Below are 21,969 nucleotides of genomic sequence, written 5' to 3'. Positions count from 1 at the left end.
CCCCGCCCCAGCACCCCACGCACCGAAACGAAGGACGTCACCTGCCATGACCGCCTCCTCCGCCTCCCCGCGCCTGCGCACCCTCGGCTCCCGCACCGCCGGCCCGGGGCAGCCCGTCTACGTCGTCGGCGAGATCGGCATCAACCACAACGGCGACCTCGGCAACGCCTTCGCCCTGATCGACGCCGCGGCCGAGGCCGGCTGCGACGCCGTGAAGTTCCAGAAGCGCACCCCCGAGATCTGCACCCCGCGCGACCAGTGGGACATCGAGCGCGACACCCCCTGGGGCCGCATGACCTACATCGACTACCGCCACCGGGTCGAGTTCGGCGAGGACGAGTACCGCGCCATCGACGAGCACTGCGCGAAGCGCGGCATCGACTGGTTCGCCTCCCCGTGGGACACCGAGGCCGTCGCCTTCCTGGAGAAGTTCGACCTCCCCGCCCACAAGGTGGCCTCCGCCTCCCTCACCGACGACGAACTGCTGCGCGCCCTGCGCGCCACCGGCCGCACGGTGATCCTCTCCACCGGCATGTCCACCCCCCGGCAGATCCGCCACGCGGTGGAGGTGCTCGGCAGCGACAACATCCTGCTCTGCCACGCCACTTCCACGTACCCGGCCAAGGCCGAGGAGCTCAACCTGCGCGTGATCAACACGCTCATGGAGGAGTACCCGAACGTCCCGATCGGCTACAGCGGCCACGAGACCGGCCTGCAGACCACCCTCGCGGCCGTCGCCCTGGGTGCCGCCTTCGTCGAGCGCCACATCACCCTCGACCGCGCGATGTGGGGCTCCGACCAGGCCGCCTCCGTCGAGCCCGGCGGCCTCGCCCGCCTGGTCCGCGACATCCGCACCATCGAGACCGCCCTCGGCGACGGCGTCAAGCGCGTGTACGAGTCCGAGCTCGGCCCGATGAGGAAGCTCCGCCGGGTCCAGGGCGAGGTCCCCGAGCTCGCGGGCGTCTGAGCCGCCCCGCCCCGCCCCCACGACCAGCAGACGAGGAGAACGTGGTGAGTGAGAGCAGCGCGTCCACCCTGGCCCTCGTGGAGAGCCCGGTACAGCTCCTGAACGTCCTGGAGTGGGCCCACGCGGAGGCGGCGGCGCAGGCGGAGTGGCCGCTCCTCGGCGCCGTGCCCGCCCAGCCCACCCGCGGCGGGCGCCGCGTCCCGCCGCTCCAGGGGCTGCGGATCGTGGTCCTGCCGCCGGTGGACCCCATGTCGCGCGGCCAGCTGCGGCGGATGGCCGCGCTGGCCCGCGACGAGGGGCACCAGGTGCGCTGGCAGGAGGCGCGCGGCGGCCGGCTCGCGCCCTTCCGGGCCGTCGGGGCCATGGCCCGGCAGATGCGCCGGGCCGACCGGATCGTGGTCGGCGACCCCTTCTCGCGCTTCGTCCAGCTGCTGCTGACGCTGGTGCGGGCGCCCGAGCTGGTGGTGGTGGACGACGGCACGGCCACCATGGAGTTCGCCGGCCAGATCGCCCGGGGCGAGCGGCTGGTGCGCTGGCACCGGGTCGGCGCCCAGGGGCTGCCGGGGAAGGTCAAGGAGCTCGCGTACGCGCCGGTCTCCTCGACCGCCCGGCGCCGCTTCACCCCCGCCCGCACCGGCCGGCGCGTCGAGGTCTTCAGCTCGATGCCGGTCACCGTGCCCGAGGGCGTGGAGCTGCGGGTGAACGAGTTCGCCTGGACCCGGTCCGCCTTCGGGCCGCCCCGGCTCACCCAGGGCACCGACCTGGTCGGTACCTCCCTGGTGGAGACCGGGGTCGTGGAGCCCGAGCGGTACCTGGCGGCCGTACGCTCCCTCGCCGCGGCCTACGGGGCGACCCGGTACTTCGCGCACCGCCGCGAGAGCCCCGAGAAGCTGCGCACCCTGAGCGAGGCGACCGGCCTGGAGATCGTCCGCCCCGACCTGCCGCTCGAACTCATCGCACGGCGTGGACCCATCGGACGTACGATCGTCAGCTTTCCGTCCACGGTCGTCCACACGCTGCCCTACGCACTCCGCGGCACCGGCGTGACCGTCGCGGTCTGCGACGTCGACCCCGCCTGGCTCACCGGAGGGGCCTCGCCGAGGGCCCGCAGTTTCCTCGCCGGGGTCACCGACACCGCCCGTGACGTGCGACGGCTCGCCGCGAGCGCGGCCTCGTGAACGGCCGCGTCGGCCGAGTGAGCGGCGGAGTTTACCCCCCCGACACAAAGGTCATGCACCCAGCAGCCGGTTTTTCTTCCCCTAACGGGCTGAACTTTTCCTGATCTCCAGCCAGTTGGGTGCTGGGTGCGCCTACCCTTCAACGGGTGAACCAGTTGATGTCCCGCGAGTCCCAGACCGTCCTTTCCGGCAAGCCCGTCGAACCCGCGCTGCCCGGCAAGCTCCCGGAGAACCTGCGAGCCGAACTGATCGCGTTCCGCCGGGACTTGCACATGCACCCGGAGCTGGGCCACCAGGAGTTCCGGACCACCGCAGCGATCAAGGCCAGACTGGAGAAAGCCGGCCTGCGGCCCCGGGTACTGGAGACCGGGACCGGTCTGATCTGCGACATCGGGAGCTGGGACGGGCAGCGGCCGATGCTGGGGTTCCGTGCGGACATCGACGCCCTGCCGATCCCGGACGCCAAGGTCGGCGTCCCGTACCGGTCCACCGTCCCCGACCGGGCCCACGCATGCGGCCACGACGTGCACACCACCGTGGTCCTCGGCACCGGCCTGGTGCTGGCCGCGCTGCACCGCCAGGGGCTGCTGCCCAGGCCCGTGCGGCTGCTGTTCCAGCCCGCGGAGGAGGTGCTGCCCGGCGGCGCCAGCGACGCCATCGAGTCCGGGGTGCTGGACGGCGTCGGCCAGATGATCGCCGTGCACTGCGACCCGCGCGTCGACGCCGGGAGGATCGGCCTGCGGCCCGGGCCGATCACCTCGGCCTGCGACCGCCTGGAGATCACCCTGGAGGGTGCCGGCGGCCACACCGCCCGCCCGCACCTGACCACGGACATGGTCACGGCCGCCGCCCGGGTCGCCGTGGACGTGCCGGCGCTGCTGGCCCGCCGGGTCGACACCCGCGCAGGGCTGGCCGTCACCTGGGGCAAGATCGCCTCCGGCCACGCCTGCAACGTCATCCCGATGACCGCGGAGCTCAGCGGCACCGTGCGCTGCCTGGACCTGAACGCGTGGCACGAGGCGCCGGACCTGATCCACGCCGCCATCGACGAGGTCGCCGGGATGCACCGGGCCAAGACGGAGATCAACTACGTGCGCGGGGTGCCGCCGGTCGTCAACGACCCGGTGGTGACCGAGCTGCTCCGCGACGCCATGGCCGCCCGCTGCGGGGCCCACTCGGTGGAGGACACCGAGCAGAGCCTGGGCGGCGAGGACTTCTCCTGGTACCTGGAGCACGTGCCCGGCGCGATGGCCCGTCTGGGTGTCCGCACTCCGGGGGATCCGGTGAAGCGCGACCTGCACCGCGGCGACTTCGACGTGGACGAGTCCGCCATCACCACCGGTGTCGAACTGTTCACGGCCGCGGCCCTGCTCGACGGCCGCCGCGCCCGGGCCAACGGCTAGATCTCGCACAAGGCCTTTCCCGGCCGTACACGTCCGGGAAAGGCCTTGTGCAACAAGGTTTCGGGCCAGTTGGGTTACCGATCGGTCACTGTCCGGTTCGCGACGATCCGATAACGACTCCTGAAGGGGCCTTTAACTGACATCTACGCGCGTTACGATCGCGGCGAAACCAGCGCCGGTCAGTGGCGCTTCGGTCAGGTTTTGAAGGAGCCTCCCCTTGCGCCGGATCACCAGGATCGCCACCGTGGGCGTCGCGTCCGCGGCCCTCGCGCTCACCGCCACCGCCTGTGGTGGCAAGAAGTCCACGGACGCCGGGTCCTCTGACTCGACGACCGCCGCCGCCACCGCCGCCATCGCCTACGACATCGGCGGCCGCGGTGACCAGTCCTTCAACGACGCCGCGTACGCGGGCGCCGAGAAGGCCCAGGCCGACCTCAAGGTGAAGGTCAAGGAGGCCGAGCCGACCGAGGGTGAGAGCGACGCCGACAAGGTGCAGCGCCTCACCGAGCTGGCCCGCTCCGGCGCCAACCCGGTCATCGGCGTCGGCTTCGCCTACGCCCCGGCCATCAAGAAGGTCGCCCCGAAGTTCCCGAAGACCACCTTCGGCATCATCGACGACACCTCGGTGACCGGCACCAACGTCGCCAACATGGTCTTCAACGAGGAGCAGGGCTCCTACCTCGCGGGCGTGGCCGCCGCCAAGGCGTCCAAGACCGGCAAGGTCGGCTTCATCGGCGGTGTCGAGGTCCCGCTGATCAAGAAGTTCGAGGCCGGCTACGTCCAGGGCGTCAAGGACACCAACCCCAAGGCCGAGGTGCTGACCCAGTACCTGTCGCAGCCGCCGAACTTCGAGGGCTTCGCCAAGCCCGACCTCGGCAAGGCCGCCGCCCAGGGTCAGATCGCCAAGGGCGCGGACGTCGTCTACGCCGCCGCCGGTCTCGCCGGCTCGGGCTCCATCGAGGCCGCGTCCACCGCGGGCAAGTGGGCCATCGGCGTCGACTCGGACCAGTACAACCAGGCCGGTCTGGCGAAGTACAAGGACAAGATCCTGACCTCCGTCACCAAGGACGTCTCGGACGCGGTCTACAACCTGATCAAGTCCGTCAAGGACGGCAAGCCGCAGACCGGTGAGGTCCGCTACGGTCTGGACAAGGACGGCGTCGGCCTGGCCGACTCCAACCCGCAGTACAAGAGCATGACCGAGCTCATCGCCGCCGTCGAGAAGGCCAAGGCCGACATCATCGCCGGCAAGATCAAGGTCAAGACCGCTCCGTAAGGACGCGTTCGGACGGGGCCCGGAGAGGCAGGCGGTGCCGCCTCCCGGGCCCCGGGCCGCGTTTGCGGCTCAATCTTTTCTTTTTCGGCAGCGCTACGCGCGTAGAGGTGTCGTGGACGCGATACCTTCTCTCACCGCCTCCCAGCCCTGCCCCCCGTCACCGCCAGACCCTGCCTTCCCGCTCCTTCGCGCCAAGGAGAGTGCGTCATCAACGCGTCCAGCCCGCCCCCCGCCGTAGAACTGCACGGCATTACCAAGCGCTTCCCCGGCGTCGTCGCCAACAAGGACATCGCGATCACCGTCCGCAAGGGCACCGTGCATGCCCTGATCGGTGAGAACGGCGCCGGCAAGTCGACCCTGATGAAGATCCTCTACGGCATGCAGAAGCCGGACGAGGGCACCATCGCCATCGACGGGGAGCAGGTCTCCTTCAACACGCCCGGCGACGCCATCGCCCGCGGCATCGGCATGGTGCACCAGCACTTCATGCTCGCCGACAACCTCACCGTCCTCGAGAACGTGGTCCTCGGCGGCGAGAAGCTGTACGGCATCGGCGCCAAGGCCCGGAAGAAGATCCAGGAGATCTCCGACGCCTACGGCCTGGGCGTGCGCCCGGACGCCCTGGTCGAGGACCTCGGTGTCGCCGACCGCCAGCGCGTGGAGATCCTCAAGGTCCTCTACCGCGGCGCCCGGATCCTCATCCTCGACGAGCCGACCGCCGTGCTCGTGCCGCAGGAGGTGGACGCGCTCTTCGACAACCTGCGGGAGCTCAAGTCCGAGGGCCTGACGGTCATCTTCATCTCCCACAAGCTGGGCGAGGTGCTGAAGGTCGCCGACGACATCACCGTCATCCGGCGCGGCACCACGGTCGGCACCGCCGACCCCAGGACCGCCACCACCAAGCAGCTCGCCGAGCTGATGGTCGGCAGCGAGCTGCCCTCGCCGGAGACCCGCGAGTCGACGGTCACCACCACCCCGATGCTGACGGTCTCCGACCTGAAGCTGACGGCCACCGACCCCGACGGCGTGGTCCGCGAGGTGCTGGCCGGCATCGACTTCACCATCCACAAGGGTGAGGTGCTCGGCATCGCCGGTGTCGAGGGCAACGGCCAGACGGAGCTCATCGAGGCCCTGATGGGCATGAGCATCCCGGACGGCGGCGTCATCACGCTGGACGGCAAGGACATCTCGACGACGCCCACCCGCAAGCGGCGCGAGGGCGGCATCGGCTACATCCCCGAGGACCGGCACCGGCACGGCCTGCTGCTGGAGTCCCCGCTGTGGGAGAACCGCATCCTGGGCCACGTCACCGAGCGCCCGAACTCCAAGGGCGGCATCCTCGACCCGAAGGCGGCCCGCAAGGACACCGAGCGGATCGTGCGCGAGTACGACGTCCGCACCCCCGGCATCGAGGTCACCGCTGCCTCCCTCTCCGGCGGCAACCAGCAGAAGCTGATCGTCGGCCGCGAGATGAGCCACGACCCGAAGTTCCTCATCGCCGCCCACCCCACCCGCGGTGTGGACGTCGGCGCGCAGGCGCAGATCTGGGACGCGATCCGCGATGCCCGCCGCGAGGGCCTGGCGGTCCTGCTGATCTCGGCCGACCTCGACGAGCTCATCGGCCTGTCGGACACGCTCCGCGTGATCTACCGCGGGCGTCTGGTCGCGGACGCCGACCCCGCGACCATCACCCCGGAGGAGCTGGGCACCGCCATGACCGGCGCGGCCCGGGGCCACCTGGAGGCCGGCGAGAACGGCACCCAGACCGAGACCGAGAACAACGACTCCGCCGCGGGCGCCGATTCGCCGGAGGACGAGGGCCGATGAAGAAGATCGACAAGGACAAGCTGATCCTGGGCGCCGCCGGACCGGTGCTCGCCCTGGCCAGCGCGTTCGTCCTGACCTCGCTGGTGCTGCTGGCGACCGGCGTCAACCCGATCGAGCCGATCCGGCTGATGATCGAGAACGCCGGCTACGAGGACGTCCAGGTCCTGATCCTGAACCAGACCGGCACGTACTACCTGGCAGCCCTGGCCGTCGCCATCGGCTTCCGGATGAACCTCTTCAACATCGGCGTCGACGGCCAGTACCGCCTGGCCGCGATGCTCTCGGCCGTCGTCGGCGCCTCCGTGACGCTGCCCGGCCCGCTGCAGATCCTGCTGATCGTGGTCGTCGCGATGTGCGTCGGCGCCTTCTGGGCCGGCATCGCCGGTGTCCTCAAGGCCAAGCGCGGCGTCAGCGAGGTCGTCTCCACGATCATGCTGAACGCCATCGCGACCAGCCTGATCGCCTGGCTGCTGCTGCCGAAGAACCTCGGCGTGCAGCCGGAGGGCTCGAACGACCTCACCACCGGTGACATCCCCGAGTCCGGCTGGTTCCCGGCCGTCAGCATGGGCGACTCCGGCGAGATCTACGGCTTCACCTTCGTGGCCTTCGCCCTGGGCGTCGTCTACTGGTTCGTCCTCAACCGGACCCGCTTCGGCTTCGACCTGCGCGCCACCGGCGCCAGCGAGTCCGCGGCCCAGGCCTCGGGCGTGGACGCCAAGAAGATGATCCTCACCTCGATGCTGATCTCGGGCGCCGTGGCCGGCCTGGCCGGCATGCCCACCCTGCTGGGCGACACCCACACGTACAGCCTGTCCTTCCCGGTCGGTGTCGGCTTCACCGGCATCACCATCGCGCTGCTGGGCCGCAACAACCCGGTCGGCATCTTCTTCAGCGCCCTGCTGATCGCGTTCCTGGACAAGGCGTCCGCCTCCCTGGACCAGTACGGGTACGCCAAGGAAATCGCCACGATCATGAAGGGCCTGATCGTGATCGCGGTCGTCGTCTCGTACGAACTCGTCCGCCGCTACGGCATCCGCCGCCAGCAGCAGAAGGTCGGCGAGGAGCTGGCCGCCGGTGGCGCCATGAAGACCGATAAGGAGGTCGCGGCGTGAGCACCAGCACCGTCTCCGCGACGAGCGCCGCGCCCAAGAAGAGCGGCGGCCGCAAGAAGCTGACCCTGCCGTGGATCCTGCTGATCATCGCGGGTGGCCTGGGCCTGGTGTCGCTGGTCCGGCTGATCAGCGGCGCCAACGACCTGACCTCCGTCGGCCAGGTGTCCGGCGCGCTCCAGCTCGCCGTCCCGATCGGCCTGGCCGGTCTCGGCGGTCTGTGGGCCGAGCGCGCGGGCGTGGTCAACATCGGCCTCGAAGGCATGATGATCCTCGGCACCTGGTTCGGCGCCTGGGCCGGTTACCAGTGGGGGCCCTGGACCGGCGTGGCCCTGGGCATCGTCGGCGGCGCGCTCGGCGGCCTGCTGCACGCGATCATCACCGTGACGTTCAACGTCAACCACATCGTCTCCGGTGTGGCCGTGAACATCCTGGCGATCGGCATGACCCAGTACCTCTCGAACTACACGTTCGCCGAGGCCGAGGGCGGCTCCTCCAAGCAGTCCCCGCGCATCGAGCAGATCGACGTCATCAACATCGAGGGGCTGTCGACCTGGCTGGCCGACCTCCAGGGCAAGCACTGGTTCTTCATCTCGGACCTCGCGGGTGTGCTCGGTGGCCTGGTCACCAACCTGTCGTGGCTGACCGTCGTGGCCCTGCTGCTGATCCCCGCCACCTGGTGGGTGCTCTGGCGGACCTCCTTCGGCCTGCGCCTGCGCTCCTGCGGTGAGAACCCGATCGCGGCCGAGTCCCTCGGCGTGAACGTGTACAAGTACAAGTACATCGCCGTGATCGTCTCCGGCGGCCTGGCCGGCCTCGGCGGCGCGTTCCTCGCCATCGTCTCCACCGGCATCTACCAGGAGGGCCAGACCGGCGGCCGCGGCTACATCGGTCTCGCCGCGATGATCTTCGGCAACTGGATGCCGGGCGGCATGGCGCTGGGCGCCGGCCTGTTCGGCTTCACCGACAGCCTCAAGCTGCGCGGCGGTGCCGAGAACGTCCACGCGATGCTGCTGCTGGTGGGCATCCTCCTCGTGCTGGCCGCGGCCTGGCAGCTGTACAAGCGCAAGCACTGGCAGGCCGGCATCGCGCTGGCCGTCGGCGCCGGCGTCTTCGCCTGGTACGCGCTCACCGACGTGCTGCCCAGCCAGTTCGTCGACGCCGCGCCGTACGTCACCACGCTGCTGGTGCTCGCCCTGTCGGCGCAGCGCCTGCGCATGCCGAAGGCCGACGGTCTGCCGTACCGCAAGGGCCAGGGCAAGTGACCCCGGCGACCGGCGCGGTCGACTGGGAGGCCCTGCGGGCCGCCGCCCGGGACGCGATGTCCCGGGCGTACGCCCCCTACTCGGGCTTCCCGGTCGGCGTGGCCGCCCTGGTGGACGACGGCCGCACGATCACCGGCTGCAACGTGGAGAACGCCAGCTACGGCCTGGGCCTGTGCGCCGAGTGCGGGCTCGTCTCCACCCTCGCCGCCACGGGCGGCGGCCGGCTCACGCACTTCACCTGCGTGGACGGCCAGGGCGGCCTGCTCGTCCCGTGCGGCCGCTGCCGCCAGCTGCTGTTCGAGTTCGGCGGACCCGAACTCCTGGTGGACACCCCGGAGGGCATCCTGCCGCTCTCCGAGATGCTGCCGCAGGCCTTCGGCCCCGGCCACCTGAAGTAAGCACCCCCGACGGCCCTTCCGCCCCAGCGCGGAGGGGCCGTCAGGTTTCCGAGTCTCTATGCGCGTAGAGTCGCGCATCAGTACGACGATGTACGAGTACCGCCGGAAAGGTAGTCATCCATGGACGTCATCTCCGTCATCCGCACCAAGCGCGACCGCGGCGAGCTGAGCCCCGAGCAGATCGACTGGGTCATCGACGCGTACACCCGCGGCGTGGTGGCCGACGAGCAGATGTCCGCGCTCGCCATGGCGATCCTGCTCAACGGCATGAACCGCGCCGAGATCGCCCGCTGGACCGCCGCGATGATCGCCAGCGGCGAGCGCATGGACTTCTCCTCCCTCTCCCGCCCCACGGCGGACAAGCACTCCACCGGCGGCGTCGGCGACAAGATCACCCTGCCGCTCGCCCCGCTCGTCGCCGCCTGCGGCGCGGCCGTCCCGCAGCTCTCCGGCCGGGGCCTCGGCCACACCGGCGGCACCCTCGACAAGCTGGAGTCCATCCCCGGCTGGCGCGCGCTGCTCTCCAACGAGGAGATGCTGCACGTCCTGGACACCACGGGCGCGGTCATCTGCGCCGCGGGCGACGGCCTGGCCCCCGCCGACAAGAAGCTCTACGCCCTGCGTGACGTGACCGGCACCGTCGAGGCCATCCCGCTGATCGCCTCCTCGATCATGTCCAAGAAGATCGCCGAGGGCACCGGCTCCCTGGTGCTGGACGTGAAGGTGGGCTCCGGCGCCTTCATGAAGAACATCGAGGACGCCCGCGAGCTGGCGCGCACCATGGTCGGCCTCGGCACCGACTCGGGCGTCAAGACCGTCGCGCTGCTCACCGACATGTCCACCCCGCTCGGCCTGACCGCGGGCAACGCGCTGGAGGTCCGCGAGTCGGTCGAGGTCCTCGCCGGCGGCGGCCCGGCCGACGTCGTCGAGCTGACCGTGGCCCTGGCCAAGGAGATGCTGGACGCGGCCGGCATCAAGGACGCGGACCCGGCCAGGGCCCTCAAGGACGGCTCCGCCATGGACCACTGGCGCCGCATGATCTCCGCCCAGGGCGGCGACCCGGACGCCGCCCTCCCGGTGGCCCGGGAGCAGCACGTGGTGACCGCCTCGACCTCCGGCGTGCTGACCCGCCTGGACGCGTACGCGGTGGGCGTCGGCGCCTGGCGCCTGGGCGCCGGCCGGGCGCGCAAGGAGGACCCGGTGCAGGCGGGCGCGGGCATCGAGCTGCACGCCAAGCCGGGCGACTCCGTCACGGCCGGCCAGCCGCTGATGACGCTCCACACGGACACCCCGGAGAAGTTCGAGTACGCCCTCTCCGCGCTGGAGGGCTCGTACGACGTCTCCCCGGCCGGCACCGCCTTCTCGGCCACCCCGATCGTCCTGGACCGCATCGCGTAGTCCTGCGCCTCCGGCCGTCGGCGGGCCGGGACTCGCACCCGCGAGTCCCGGCCCGCCGACGGTCCGGTGCCCCTGCCGATGAGTTCCGGCGGCGCCACCGGTCAACCCTGCGTGACGATCACGGAAGAGATGACCCTCCCGGGCCCCGGGGTGCCCGCGGACGCGGTACAGGGCCTGTGTGAGGACCTCGCGGCCCGCTACCGCCGCGGCGCGCACACCGTCGTCTGCGACCTCAGCGCCCTGACCCGCCCCGGCCTCCCCACCCTCGACGCCCTGGCCCGCCTGGCCCTCACCGCCCGCCGCCACGGCGGACGGCTCCGCCTGGCCGGCACCCCGCCCGCGCTGGCCGCCCTCCTGGAGCTGACCGGCCTACGGGAGACGCTCGGGGAGCCCGAAGAGCGGGAACCACCGCGCGGTGTCGAGGAAGGCGTTGAGCCCGGTGATCCGCCCGGCTGACACCTCCAGCACCTGCAGCGCCCACGGCTCGTGCCCGCTGCCCGACGCGCTCGGCCGGTACTGCCCGAAGGCCGGCATGCCGTTCGCCGTCGTCGGGAGGAGCCGCGAGCCCTTGCAGCCGATGCCCTGTTCCAGGTGCCAGGCGGCGATCTCCGCCGGGCCCTGGATCCACAGGTCGTACGGCGGCATCGACAGCACCGCGTCCTCGTGCAGCAGGGTGGTCAGCTTCGCGATGTCGTACGACTCGAAGGCGGAGAGGTACCGGGCCAGCAGGTCCCGCTGCTCCTCGTCCAGCGGGTCGGCCGACTCGCTCTCCTTGATCCGCTGCGCGGACATCGTCGCCCGCGCCCGCTGGAGCGCGCTGTTCACCGAGGCCACCGAGGTCTCCAGCAGCTCCGCGACCTCGTCGGCCTTCCAGGCCAGCACCTCGCGCAGGATCAGCACGGCCCGCTGCCTGGCCGGCAGGTGCTGGAGCGCGGCCATGAAGGCCAGCCGCACCGACTCCTTGGCCAGCGCCATCTCCGCCGGGTCCGCCGTCTGCGGCAGCACCCGCCCGTCCGGCACCGGCTCCAGCCAGGTCACCTCGGGCCGGCTGTTGAGCACCGCGGTGGCCTGGTGCCCCTGGTCGGTGAGGTCCATGGGGCGGGCCCGCCTGTTCCCCGCGTTCAGCTGGTCGAGGCAGACGTTGGTCGCGATGCGGTAGAGCCAGGACCGCAGCGAGGAGCGGCCCTCGAACCTGTCGTACGAGCGCCAGGCGCGCACGAAGGTGTCCTGCACCGCGTCCTCCGCGTCGAAGGACGAGCCGAGCATGCGGTAGCAGTACCCGGTCAGTTCCCTCCGGTACTGCTCCATCGCGGCGTCGAGTTCGGGTCGTGTCGCCAGATCGCTCATGCCTGCCGTCCCCCAGGTAGGTCCTCTCCTCCGGAACCTACCCGAGGGCACTGACAGCGGCAGCCGGAAAGGCTCAGGTGCCCGGCTTCCGCCCGTACACGAACACGTCCTCGCCGTTCTTGAGCAGGTTCCAGTACGCCTTCGCGTCCGCGGGCCGCATGTTCACGCACCCGCCGGAGCCCGGCGGGTTCCACATGGACTTGTTCGTGGAGTGGAAGGCCTGCCCGCCGTCGAAGAACTGCGAGTACGGCATCCACACCTTGTAGATCGTCGACCAGTGGTTGATGTTGCGGTAGTAGATCTTCTTCAGGCCGGTCCTGGTCTCGGTGCCGTCCTTGCCCGTCCGCACCGGCACCGGTCCGTACTTCAGCGTCCTGCCGTCCTGGATCCAGCTCAGCTGCCGGGTCAGGTCGACGCACGCGATGCGCCCGCGGTTCACCGGGCAGGTGCCCGCCTTGTTCGGGTTGTTGCCCGCCGCCCGCTGGGCCAGCATCGTGCTCATCGTGCGCCAGGTGAGCGGCCCGGCGTACCCCACGGTCGGGGTGATGCCGTGCTTCGCCTGGAAGGCCCTGATGGCCTGGCAGTCCGCGAGCGACTGCCGCCCGTCGACCGGCCGCCCCAGGAACTTCTCCACCTGCGACTGGTAGGGGCCCGTGCTCAGGTTGCACGAGGCCGCCTGGGCCGGCGTGCCCCCGGCCACCACCACGAGCGGCGCGGCCAGCGCGGCCACCGCGCCCGCCAGTCCGGCCCTGCGTCCCAGCCGTACCTTCCGCCCCGTCCGTACCGTACGTATCGCCGCCAACGCCCCCATCGCGTCCTCCCGTCCCCGCACCCTGATAGGTCTCGGAGGTTGGACGCGCGGGGGAGCGGGGGCAGTTGCGCGGCGAACGGCCGTAGATGTGCCGGTACTTACGCGGTACGCGGGCCCAGACGCTCCAGCCGGGCCACCCGCGACCCGTACAGCGTGATCGACACGACGCCCAGCACCGCGCCGAGCCCCAGCGCGACCGTCGCCCCCCACCCGGCGGCGTGGTAGGCCACCGCGCCGAGCGTGCCGCCCGCGCTGGACCCGAGGTAGTACGCCGACTGGTAGAGCGCCGAAGCCTGCGCGCGACCGGTCTTCGCCGCCCGGCTCACCGAGGAGGACGCCACCGCGTGCCCGGCGAAGAACCCGGCGGTGATCAGCACCAGCCCCACCAGGATGGCGGCCAGCGCGTCCGAGAGGGACAGCAGCAGGCCCGCGGCGGTGGTCGACACCGCCAGGTAGAGGGCACCGCGCCGGCCCGTCCGGGCCACGAGCTGCCCGGCCGCCGCCGAGGACGCCGTACCGACCAGGTAGACCAGGAAGACCGAGCCCACCACGCCCTGGGGCAGCGAGAAACCGTCCACCAGCCGGTAGCCGATCACCGTGTAGACCGCGCCGAAGACGGTCATGAACAGCGCACCGATCCCGTACAGCCGCAGCAGCAGCGGGTCCCGCAGGTGACCGGTGACGGTACGGCCCACCGCGCGCGGGTCGAGGGAGGCGGGGGAGAAGAACCGCGCCCGGGGCAGCAGCAGCCGGAAGGCCACCGCGCACGCCAGCGCCAGCACGCCCACCGCGGCCAGCCCGGCCCGCCAGCCCCACATCTGCGCGGCCCAGCCGGTCACCAGGCGACCGCTCATCCCGCCGATGGAGTTGCCCGCGACGAACAGGCCGATCGCGCCGACCAGCGCCTTGGGCCTGACCTCCTCGGCCAGGTACGCCATCGCACTGGCCGGCAGCCCGGCCAGTGCGGCGCCCTGCACGGCCCGCAGCGCCACCAGCCACTCCAGGTTCGGCGCGAAGGGCACCAGCAGCCCCACGCCCACGGCCACCGCGAGGGAGGCGGTCATCATCCGGGTCCGGCCGAACCGCTCCGACAGGGCGCTCAGCGGCAGGACGAACAGCGCGAGCGCACCGGTCGCGGCGGACACCGTCCAGCTGGCCTGACCGGCCGTCACCCCGAAGGAGGCGGAGACGGCGGGCAGCAGCGCCTGCGTGGAGTAGAGGAGCGCGAAGGCGGCGAGTCCGGCGGCGAAGAGCGCGAAGCTCATCCGGCGGTAGCCGGGGGCGCCGGGGTCGAGGGGGGCGGGCGAGCCGGGGGACGACGGGGTGGAGGCACCCAGGGTGCTGGGTGCCCCGGTATGAGCGGGAGGCATGCCCCAAAACTAGGCCGGGGCATTTCATGCGTCCAATGCGTGAATTCGGGATAATCGATGCGCTGACGTATGAGCACAGGTCACAGGGGTGGATGTCGATGGGCCGTTACGAAGAAGACATTGCGGTGACACAGATGCTGGCCCCCCGCCTGGCCTGGTTCGAGGCGGTCGCCCGCCACGAGCACGTCACCCGCGCCGCCCACGAACTGGCCGTCCCCCAGCCCACCTTGTCCCGCGCGATGGTCCGCCTGGAGGCCGACCTGGGGGTGGCGCTCTTCGCCCGCAAGGGGCGCACCGTCTCCCTCACCCCGGCCGGGCGGGCCTTCCTCGCCGGCACCGAGAAGGCCCTCGCCGAGGTCGGCCGCGCCGCCGACTCCGTACGGGCGGACGCCGACCCGTCCACCGGCAAGGTCGCCTTCGGCTTCCTGCACACCATGGGCTCCGAGACCGTACCCGCCCTGATCCGGGCCTTCCGCGTGGACCACCCCGGGGTGCGGTTCTCCCTCGTGCAGAACTACGGCGAGGCGATGATCGAACGCCTCCGGGCCGGCGAACTGGACCTGTGCCTGACCTCGCCCGTGCCGGAGGCCCCCGACCTGGTGGCCCGGCGGCTGGACGAGCAGCGGCTGCGGCTGGTCGTCCCGGACGACCACCGCCTGGCCGGCCGCAAGCGGATCCGACTCGCGGAGGCCGCCGAGGAGACCTTCGTGACCCTCGAACCGGGGTACGGGCTGCGCAGGATCACCGACGACCTGTGCGCCGAGGCGGGCTTCAAGCCGCGGGTGGCGTTCGAGGGCGAGGAGGCCGAGACGCTGCGCGGGCTGGTGGCGGCCGGACTGGGCGTCGCCCTCCTGCCGCCGCCCGCGGTGCCGCGGCCGGGGGTGGTCGAACTGACCGTCACGGCCCCGCGGGCCGTCCGCGAGATCGGCGTCGCCTGGCTGGACGGCCACCCCGACACCCCACCGGTGGCCGCCTTCAAACGCTTCCTCCTCTCCCGCCGGGGCTCCCTCCTCCGAGACGTCCAACTCCCCCACCCCTGACGCAGGCCCCGGCCCCGCGCCTCAAACGCCGGCGAGGCTTCACATAGCCCCTCCGGCGTTTGAGGAGCTGGGGGTACGGGGGCGGAGCCCCCGAAGGGGTCCGGGGCGGAGCCCCGGGGAACGGAGGAAGGGCGGGTAGGGGAACCGGCCCCGCAGGGCAACGACCCGCACCCGGCAACGACCCGCACCCGGCGACAGCGAGCCCCCGCACGGGACCCGCACCTGGCAACAGCGAGCCCCCGCACGGGACCCGCACGGGACCGGGACCTAGTCCGCGCCCGGCACGGGCCCCGGCGGCGAGCCGGCACGGATCAGGTAGCCCGCCTGGAAGCGGCTCCTGGCCCCCACCCCCCGCATGATCTCCGCGATGTGCCGCTGGCACGTCCGCTCCGACATCCCCAGCCGCCGCGCGATCGCCTTGTCCTCCAGCCCCTCCGACAGCAGCCGCACGATCGTCCCCCGCAGCTCGTCCGAGATCGAGCGCGCCAGATCGGGCCCCACCGTCGTGGGGAACGGCTCCGCCCCCAGCCAGGACCGCTCGAAGGCGCCGGTCATGAAGTGGACGACGTTCGGCTCCCGCACCACCAGTGCCGCGCCCCGCGTGTCCCGTACCGCCATCAGCCCGGTGTGCCGGTCGAAGATGATCATCCGCATCAGTCCGTCGCCGAGCGTACGGACCTGCGCCCCCAGCGCCGTCACCCGTTCCACGTACGCCGCCGTGGGCCGCGAGTAGCGCGCGGTGTGCTGGTAGATCGTCCGCATCCGGACGCCCCGGGCCAGCATCGACTCGTCCCGCCCGATGGCCTCCTCCAGCGCGTCGACCGGCCGCCCGCCCCCCGGCTGCGAGGTCAGCAGCTCGTGCTCGCACGACTCCGCCAGCTCCGCGATGATCCCCCGGACCGTGCCCAGGTCGGTCACCAGCTCCAGCGGCCCCGCCCGGCCCGCGTCCCGCTGCGCCGCGCCCGCCTCGTACGCCGGCACCAGCGCCTCCAGGGCGGCGCTCAGCCGGTCCATCTCGCCCTGCGTCTCCCGCACCCGCCGCGCCAGCGGGGCCAGTGCCCGGGCCGCCGCCGCCCGCGGCGCCACGGCGCTCCAGCGGTCACCGCCGCCCGGTGCGCGCTGGAGCAGGTGCCCGGCGGTCAGCTCGGCCAGCGCCCCGTCCGCGTCCGCCCCGAAGACGCAGACCGCCTCCTGGGTGCCGAAGGAGTGCCGGTCGACGGCCCAGGCGTACAGGCGCCGGGCCTCCGGGCTCAGCAGCGCCTCCGCCGGGTCCTCCGTCGGCGACGGACCGGCGGACGGCTCGCCGGAGCGCCCGCCCGGCGGCTCGACGGACCGCTCCACGGACGGCCCGACGGACCGCTCGGTGGGCGGCACGGAGGAGCGCTCGGCAGGGTTCCCGGCAGAGCGCTCGGCAGGGCTCCCGGCGGGTCCCCCGGCAGGCAGGTCGGCTGGCATATGCGTATTGGTCCCGGTATCCGACGCTTTATAAACCCCTCGTGTTCCCGTCAGACGCGAACCTGACGCCTGGATCCGCCACGACGGCATATGACACCGGGGCAGAGTGGTCGCACGGCGTGAGGGGGGAGCGCGGTATGCGACGAGGACGGCCCGTGGCGGTTCTGCTCAGCCCGCGCCCCGCCGTGCTGGCGGCGGCCCGCCGGGCCGGCGCACAGCCCGTGGTGGTCGCGCCCGGCCTGCCCGTGCCATCCGACCGTGAGGGGGCGGAGCGGCGGGTACGGACGGACTGGCGCGACCACCCCCGGTTGGTCGGCGCGCTCGGCGGCCTCGCGGAGGTGCGCGCCGGGCGCGCCGCGGTGTTCGGCTTCGGCGCCGCCAGCGCCCTGGCCGCGGCCCGGGCCAACGAGGAGCTGGGCCTGCCGGGCACGCCCCCCTCGGCCGTCACCGCCCTGATGGACAAGGCCGCGCTGCGGGCCCGGGTCAACGGCCTGGGCGGCCGGCCGGTCTCCTTCGCCCGCTGCGGGCGCGCCGACCTGCTGCCCTTCATCGCCAACCTCATCGGCTACCCCTGCGTGGTCAAGCCCCGGGCCGGCGCCGACGGCGAGGGGGTGCGCCGGATCCTCGACCCGGCGGACGCGGTGGCCGCCGCGCCGGGCTACCCCGCGATCACGGACCTGCTGGTGGAGGAGTTCCTGGAGGGGCCCGAGCTGACCGTCGAGGCCTTCTCGCGCGGCGGCCGGCACCGGATACTCGGCTGGGCGCGCCGGCTGCCCGCGGGTGACGACCGGCTCGCCGCCGCCGGGCACGAACTCCCCTACTCCCTCAACGCGTCGGTCCGCGCCGCGGTCCACCGGCTGGTGGCCGCCGTACTGGACCTGGCCGGGCACCGCGACGGCCCCTCGCACACCGAGCTGATCATCACCGAGCACGGGCCCCGCCTGGTGGAGACCCACGCCCGGCCCGGCGGCGAGGAGCTGGCCGCCCTGCTCCGCCTGGCCCACGGCACCGACCCGCTGGCCCTGGCGCTCGCCGCCGGCCTCGGCCTGCCCGAGCCGGTACGCCGCCCGGGCGCCCCGCACGTGGGGCTGCGCTACCTGGACTTCCCGCCGGGGCACCGCATCTCGCAGCGGGAGCTGACCGCGGCCCGCGCGGTGCCGGGCGTGGTCCGGGTGACGCTCCGGATCCCGGTCGGGGCGACGGTACGCCGTCCCCCCTCGGGCTCCTTCCACCACGCGTACGTCCTGGCCGCGGCGCGCACCGCCCCGGCCCTGGCCGCCACGCTCGCCCACGCGGCGGCCCTGCTCCACCCGGTCGGGAGCCGGCGTTAGGCCCTGTCTTTCGGATCAGGCCGGAGCATCGCGGCCCCGTCCCCGCCGGCGTCCGCCGGCAGAAGCGCCGCCGGCGGCCGTACCCCCGCCCCGCCCGTACCCCCGCCCCGCCCTACCCCCGCAGCGAGCGCCCGAAGCCCGAGGCCAGCGGCATCCGCAGGCCCAGCGGCGGCGGCGCCGCCAGCGCGTCGGTCACCGGGCGCGAGTACCGGCGGGCGAGCACCGCACCCAGGACGAAGTCCACGGCCAGGGCCACCACTTCGGCCCGGTGCTCGCGCAGCCCGTGGCCGTCGGAGTGCACTTCGAAGCGGGCCGTGCTGCGGTTCGCCTTCTTCGCCCGGGAGGCCAGCCGGAACGACAACTCCGGGTCCGTGCGGGCGTCGTCGGTGCCGTGCACGATCAACACCTGCCGCCCCGCGAGGTGTTTCACCGGTTCAGGGGAGGGGCCCGTCTCGCCGTCCGGCACACAAGGCGCAAGCGCCAGGACCGAGTTGACGGCCCCGTGCCCGGCCGCGCGCAGTGCCGCCAGTCCGCCCGCGCCGAAGCCGGCCAGGCATATCGGCACGTCGCCGTAGCGCCGTACCGCCTCGTCCGCGCCCCACTCCGCGTCGCGGGCCAGGTCCCCGCGCCGGTCCCCGTACCGCACGAGGTGGGTGACCAGCCCGTCGGCCGCCCCGGCCCGCGCCAGTTCCCGGGCCAGTGGCCGGACGGGACCGGGGAGCAGGGGGGAGGTGCCCGGCAGCAGGAGCACCACACCGCCGACCGCCCGTGCCGTGCCGTTCGCCCGTCCGAGACGGGTCGCGTGCCGATCCATCAGACCTTCTTTCGAGGGGATCACCGGCCCCGGTCGGTGAGGGGAAGCGCATCCGGGCACCGCCCGGCGGGCGCGAGCCCTGACGGAGATGCTCGCCGATCACCGCTCGCGCCACAACGGAGCGTCGTGGGAAGGCCGGGACGCCCGGCGGCACTGCGGACACGTCGCCGTGGAGAGCCGCGTCACCCGGGAGACGCCCGGCGGTGGGTGGGGTCACGGCGGAACAGTCTCGGACCGGGAGGTGTACGCCACCCGTCCGCACGGTCACTGTTACGTATCGACCGACACCGTTGCCGCAGTGCTCTACGCGCGTAGGCGTTAAAGTGCGGAGATGACGAGCGAGACCCCCAACCTGCCCACGCCGGATCAGATCCGCCGCTCCCCGAAGGTGCTGCTGCACGACCACCTGGACGGCGGCCTGCGCCCCGGGACGATCATCGAGCTGGCCGTCGCGGCGGGCTACGAGAACCTCCCCGAGACCGACGCCGACAAGCTCGGCATCTGGTTCCGCGAAGCCGCCGACTCCGGCTCCCTGCCGCGCTACCTGGAGACGTTCGCGCACACGTGCGCCGTCATGCAGACCCGGGACGCGCTGTTCCGGGTCGCCGCCGAGTGCGCCGAGGACCTGGCCGAGGACGGCGTGGTCTACGCCGAGATCCGCTACGCGCCCGAGCAGCACCTGGAGGGCGGCCTGACCCTCGAAGAGGTCGTCGAGGCCGTCAACGAGGGCTTCCGCGAGGGCGAGCGCCGGGCCAAGGCCAACGGCCACCGCATCCGCGTCGGCGCCCTGCTGACCGCGATGCGCCACGCCGCCCGCGCCCTGGAGATCGCCGAACTGGCCAACCGCTACCGGGACAACGGCGTCGTCGGCTTCGACATCGCCGGCGCGGAGGCGGGCTTCCCGCCCACCCGCCACCTCGACGCGTTCGAGTACCTCAAGCGCGAGAACAACCACTTCACCATCCACGCGGGCGAGGCCTTCGGCCTGCCGTCGATCTGGCAGGCGCTCCAGTGGTGCGGCGCCGACCGGCTCGGCCACGGCGTGAAGATCATCGACGACATCGAGGTCGCCGCCGACGGCAGCGTGAAGCTGGGCCGCCTGGCCTCGTACGTGCGCGACAAGCGCATCCCCCTGGAGATGTGCCCCACCTCGAACCTGCAGACCGGTGCGGCCGCCTCGTACGCCGAGCACCCGATCGGCCTGCTGCGCCGCCTGCACTTCCGGCTGACGGTCAACACCGACAACCGGCTGATGAGCGGCACCAGCATGAGCCGCGAGTTCGAGCACCTGGTCGACACCTTCGGCTATTCGCTCGACGACATGCAGTGGTTCACCGTCAATGCGATGAAGTCCGCGTTCATTCCTTTCGATGAACGACTTGCGATGATCAACGACGTGATCAAGCCCGGCTACGCCGAGCTGAAGTCGGAGTGGCTCTTCCGCCAGACCGCCTCCACCAGCGGTTCTGTCTCCGCCTAGCGGCCGGACGGCTGACGCGGTGAAGCGCCCGGGATTCCCTTCCCGGGCGCTTCCTCGTATTTGAGGATGTTTGCGGGACGTGGTTTGGCATGGCTAGTTTGCGGAGCCGCTCAATTCCCCGTCGCAAGGACTGGATTTCATGAAGCAGTCAGCTGCCAAGACCCTCGGTGTCGCCGTCCTCGGCGCCGCCTTCGCCGCGGCCGCCGCCGGCACCGCCTCCGCGACCCCCGCCGTGGGCGTCGCCGACGCGCTCGGCACCGTCGCGGGTGTCGCCGGTCCGCTCCAGAACACCCTGAACCACACCCAGGACGCCGAGGCCGGTCAGGTGTCCCAGAGCGACTCCTCCGACCCGGTCGCCGGCCTCACCGGCCTGCTCGGCGGCGTGCCGCTCGGCGGCCCCCTCGGCTGACGTTGCCGCGTTCGAACGCGGGCACCCGGGGCGCGCACCCTTTCGATCGGGTGTGTGCCCCACCGTGCACTGTGCCACCATCGCCCCCAACTTCCGCTCCACATCCGGATGATGAGGTCACCGTCATGCGCGTGAAGGCCAGGGGCGCGGCGGCGCTCCTCACCGTCCCCGCCCTGCTGCTCGCCGCGGGCTGCGGCGGTGGTACGGAGAACCGCCCCGAGGGCAAGAGCTCCGGAAGCCCCGGCGCGAGCACCGCCCCGGGCGCCACGACCCCCGCCCGCACCCCACTGGAGCGGGCCGCGCTGGTCCAGGGCGACCTGGCCGGCTACCAGATCTCGGCACAGGCCAAGAACCCCTCGGCGCCGGACGGCCAGCCACAGGCCGACAGGAAGGCCTGCCAGCCGCTGGCGGACGTCATGGGCGACAAGCCGGACCCGGCCGCGGGCGAGACCGTGAACCGCGGCATCGGCTCACAGAAGCAGCTCGGCCTCGCGGTCTCCGCCTCCCTCAGCAGCTACGCCGAGGCCGACGCGAAGCGTCTGGTCGACCGGCTGCGCGAGGCCGTGGCGGCCTGCGGCGCGGGTTTCTCCGCCACGGTCGAGAAGCAGACCGGCACCTACACCGAGGTGCGGGCGGCGGACTACCGGGTGGCCGGCGACGAGAGCATCAGCTGGACCACCACCGCGGCCGCCGAGGGCGTCTCCGCCCCGGTGCACCTGGTCGTCGTACGCAAGGGTTCCACCGTCGTCCGGATGATGGCGCTCAACGTGGCCGCCACGGGCAAGAAGGCCGAGGTCCCGCACGAGGTGGCGGACAAGCAGCTGGAGAAGCTCGCCCACACCGCCCCCTAGCGGGCGCCCTACCAGGCGGTCTTCGGGCTCTTCTCCGAGGGCAGCAGCGCCCACAGCGCCAGGTACAGCAGGAACTGCGGACCCGGCAGCAGGCACGAGGCCAGGAAGACCACCCGCATCGTGGTCGCCGAGGTGCCGAAGCGTCGCGCCAGCGCGGCGCAGACGCCGCCGATCATTCGTCCTTCGGAGGGGCGGACAAGAGGCGCGCTCATGGTGACTCCTTGTGTCGGGTCGCTTTCT

General features: G+C 72.4%; 21 protein-coding genes. 15 read left to right on the top strand and 6 right to left on the bottom strand.

Translation table 11 applies throughout. The annotated features are described in order from the left end of the window. Positions 1-46 precede the first annotated feature (46 nt). The 10 genes from ACIQUR_RS13670 (at position 47) to ACIQUR_RS13625 (ending at position 11,277) form a co-directional block, all read left to right on the top strand. Positions 47-967 (top strand): N-acetylneuraminate synthase family protein, encoded by a 921-nt coding sequence (locus ACIQUR_RS13670; protein ID WP_403663168.1) that lies wholly within the window; start codon positions 47-49, stop codon positions 965-967. Positions 968-1,011: 44 nt separating this feature from the next. Beyond that, positions 1,012-2,145: a hypothetical protein gene (locus tag ACIQUR_RS13665; RefSeq protein ID WP_403663165.1), complete on the top strand. Its 1,134-nt coding sequence runs from the start codon at positions 1,012-1,014 to the stop codon at positions 2,143-2,145. Between the two features lie 158 nt (positions 2,146-2,303). After that, complete coding sequence (locus ACIQUR_RS13660; RefSeq protein WP_403663918.1) at positions 2,304-3,548, top strand: amidohydrolase; 1,245 nt, start codon at positions 2,304-2,306, stop codon at positions 3,546-3,548. A 217-nt stretch (positions 3,549-3,765) separates the two neighbouring features. Then, a complete protein-coding gene (locus ACIQUR_RS13655; RefSeq protein WP_403663162.1) occupies positions 3,766-4,824 on the top strand; it encodes a BMP family protein in 1,059 nt (352 codons plus the stop codon). A gap of 207 nt (positions 4,825-5,031) precedes the next feature. Further along, positions 5,032-6,651 (top strand): ABC transporter ATP-binding protein, encoded by a 1,620-nt coding sequence (locus ACIQUR_RS13650; protein WP_403663915.1) that lies wholly within the window; start codon positions 5,032-5,034, stop codon positions 6,649-6,651. Beyond that, the gene (locus tag ACIQUR_RS13645) at positions 6,648-7,763 is read left to right on the top strand and encodes an ABC transporter permease (protein ID WP_399946363.1); all 1,116 of its coding nucleotides are present in this window, start codon (positions 6,648-6,650) and stop codon (positions 7,761-7,763) included. Before ACIQUR_RS13650 ends, ACIQUR_RS13645 begins: the two co-directional genes overlap by 4 nt. Beyond that, a complete protein-coding gene (locus tag ACIQUR_RS13640) occupies positions 7,760-9,025 on the top strand; it encodes an ABC transporter permease (RefSeq protein ID WP_403663159.1) in 1,266 nt (421 codons plus the stop codon). The genes ACIQUR_RS13645 and ACIQUR_RS13640 overlap by 4 nt, the downstream gene beginning before the upstream one ends. After that, positions 9,022-9,423, top strand: a complete 402-nt coding sequence (locus tag ACIQUR_RS13635) for a cytidine deaminase (RefSeq protein ID WP_403663156.1) — start codon at positions 9,022-9,024, stop codon at positions 9,421-9,423. Before ACIQUR_RS13640 ends, ACIQUR_RS13635 begins: the two co-directional genes overlap by 4 nt. A gap of 120 nt (positions 9,424-9,543) precedes the next feature. After that, positions 9,544-10,821 (top strand): thymidine phosphorylase, encoded by a 1,278-nt coding sequence (locus tag ACIQUR_RS13630; RefSeq protein WP_403663153.1) that lies wholly within the window; start codon positions 9,544-9,546, stop codon positions 10,819-10,821. A gap of 111 nt (positions 10,822-10,932) precedes the next feature. Next, positions 10,933-11,277: an STAS domain-containing protein gene (locus ACIQUR_RS13625; RefSeq protein ID WP_403663150.1), complete on the top strand. Its 345-nt coding sequence runs from the start codon at positions 10,933-10,935 to the stop codon at positions 11,275-11,277. Here the strand turns inward: ACIQUR_RS13625 and ACIQUR_RS13620 are convergent. The 3 genes from ACIQUR_RS13620 to ACIQUR_RS13610 form a co-directional block, all read right to left on the bottom strand. Then, positions 11,191-12,168, bottom strand: coding sequence for a sigma-70 family RNA polymerase sigma factor (locus tag ACIQUR_RS13620; RefSeq protein ID WP_403663147.1), 978 nt, complete (start codon positions 12,166-12,168; stop codon positions 11,191-11,193). The genes ACIQUR_RS13625 and ACIQUR_RS13620 overlap by 87 nt on opposite strands. Positions 12,169-12,241: 73 nt before the next feature. After that, a complete protein-coding gene (locus tag ACIQUR_RS13615) occupies positions 12,242-12,979 on the bottom strand; it encodes a L,D-transpeptidase family protein (protein WP_403663144.1) in 738 nt (245 codons plus the stop codon). A gap of 98 nt (positions 12,980-13,077) precedes the next feature. Next, positions 13,078-14,349, bottom strand: coding sequence for an MFS transporter (locus tag ACIQUR_RS13610; protein WP_403663141.1), 1,272 nt, complete (start codon positions 14,347-14,349; stop codon positions 13,078-13,080). A 134-nt stretch (positions 14,350-14,483) separates the two neighbouring features. Between ACIQUR_RS13610 and ACIQUR_RS13605 the strand changes: the two genes are divergently transcribed. After that, positions 14,484-15,389: a LysR family transcriptional regulator gene (locus tag ACIQUR_RS13605; protein WP_403663912.1), complete on the top strand. Its 906-nt coding sequence runs from the start codon at positions 14,484-14,486 to the stop codon at positions 15,387-15,389. 267 nt (positions 15,390-15,656) lie between these two features. On the opposite strand, the gene ACIQUR_RS13600 is transcribed toward ACIQUR_RS13605, so the two are convergent. After that, a complete protein-coding gene (locus tag ACIQUR_RS13600; protein WP_403663138.1) occupies positions 15,657-16,844 on the bottom strand; it encodes a LuxR C-terminal-related transcriptional regulator in 1,188 nt (395 codons plus the stop codon). Positions 16,845-16,999: 155 nt separating this feature from the next. Between ACIQUR_RS13600 and ACIQUR_RS13595 the strand changes: the two genes are divergently transcribed. Further along, entirely contained in the window at positions 17,000-18,175 is a 1,176-nt protein-coding gene (locus ACIQUR_RS13595; protein ID WP_403663135.1) for an ATP-grasp domain-containing protein, read from the top strand. A 112-nt stretch (positions 18,176-18,287) separates the two neighbouring features. Here the strand turns inward: ACIQUR_RS13595 and ACIQUR_RS13590 are convergent, their stop codons facing one another. Then, the gene (locus tag ACIQUR_RS13590; protein ID WP_403663132.1) at positions 18,288-18,989 is read right to left on the bottom strand and encodes an alpha/beta hydrolase; all 702 of its coding nucleotides are present in this window, start codon (positions 18,987-18,989) and stop codon (positions 18,288-18,290) included. Between the two features lie 331 nt (positions 18,990-19,320). On the opposite strand from ACIQUR_RS13590, the gene ACIQUR_RS13585 reads away from it, so the two are divergent. From ACIQUR_RS13585 to ACIQUR_RS13575, 3 genes are all read left to right on the top strand, one after another. Beyond that, positions 19,321-20,469, top strand: coding sequence for an adenosine deaminase (locus tag ACIQUR_RS13585; protein ID WP_403663129.1), 1,149 nt, complete (start codon positions 19,321-19,323; stop codon positions 20,467-20,469). A 139-nt stretch (positions 20,470-20,608) separates the two neighbouring features. Next, on the top strand, positions 20,609-20,878 hold the full coding sequence (locus ACIQUR_RS13580; RefSeq protein ID WP_403663126.1) for a hypothetical protein: 270 nt from the start codon (positions 20,609-20,611) through the stop codon (positions 20,876-20,878). A 125-nt stretch (positions 20,879-21,003) separates the two neighbouring features. Continuing rightward, positions 21,004-21,729 carry a hypothetical protein gene (locus ACIQUR_RS13575; RefSeq protein ID WP_403663123.1) on the top strand — a complete coding sequence of 242 codons (726 nt, stop codon included), beginning with the start codon at positions 21,004-21,006 and terminating at the stop codon, positions 21,727-21,729. An 8-nt stretch (positions 21,730-21,737) separates the two neighbouring features. On the opposite strand, the gene ACIQUR_RS13570 is transcribed toward ACIQUR_RS13575, so the two are convergent. Then, on the bottom strand, positions 21,738-21,941 hold the full coding sequence (locus tag ACIQUR_RS13570; protein ID WP_403663120.1) for a PspC domain-containing protein: 204 nt from the start codon (positions 21,939-21,941) through the stop codon (positions 21,738-21,740). Positions 21,942-21,969: the final 28 nt, after the last annotated feature.

The organism is Streptomyces sp. NPDC101132 (assembly GCF_044759225.1).
Taxonomy (GTDB): Bacteria; Actinomycetota; Actinomycetes; order Streptomycetales; family Streptomycetaceae; genus Streptomyces.
Note: the sequence above shows the minus strand (reverse complement) of the source record. Positions and strands in the feature narration are given on the sequence as shown.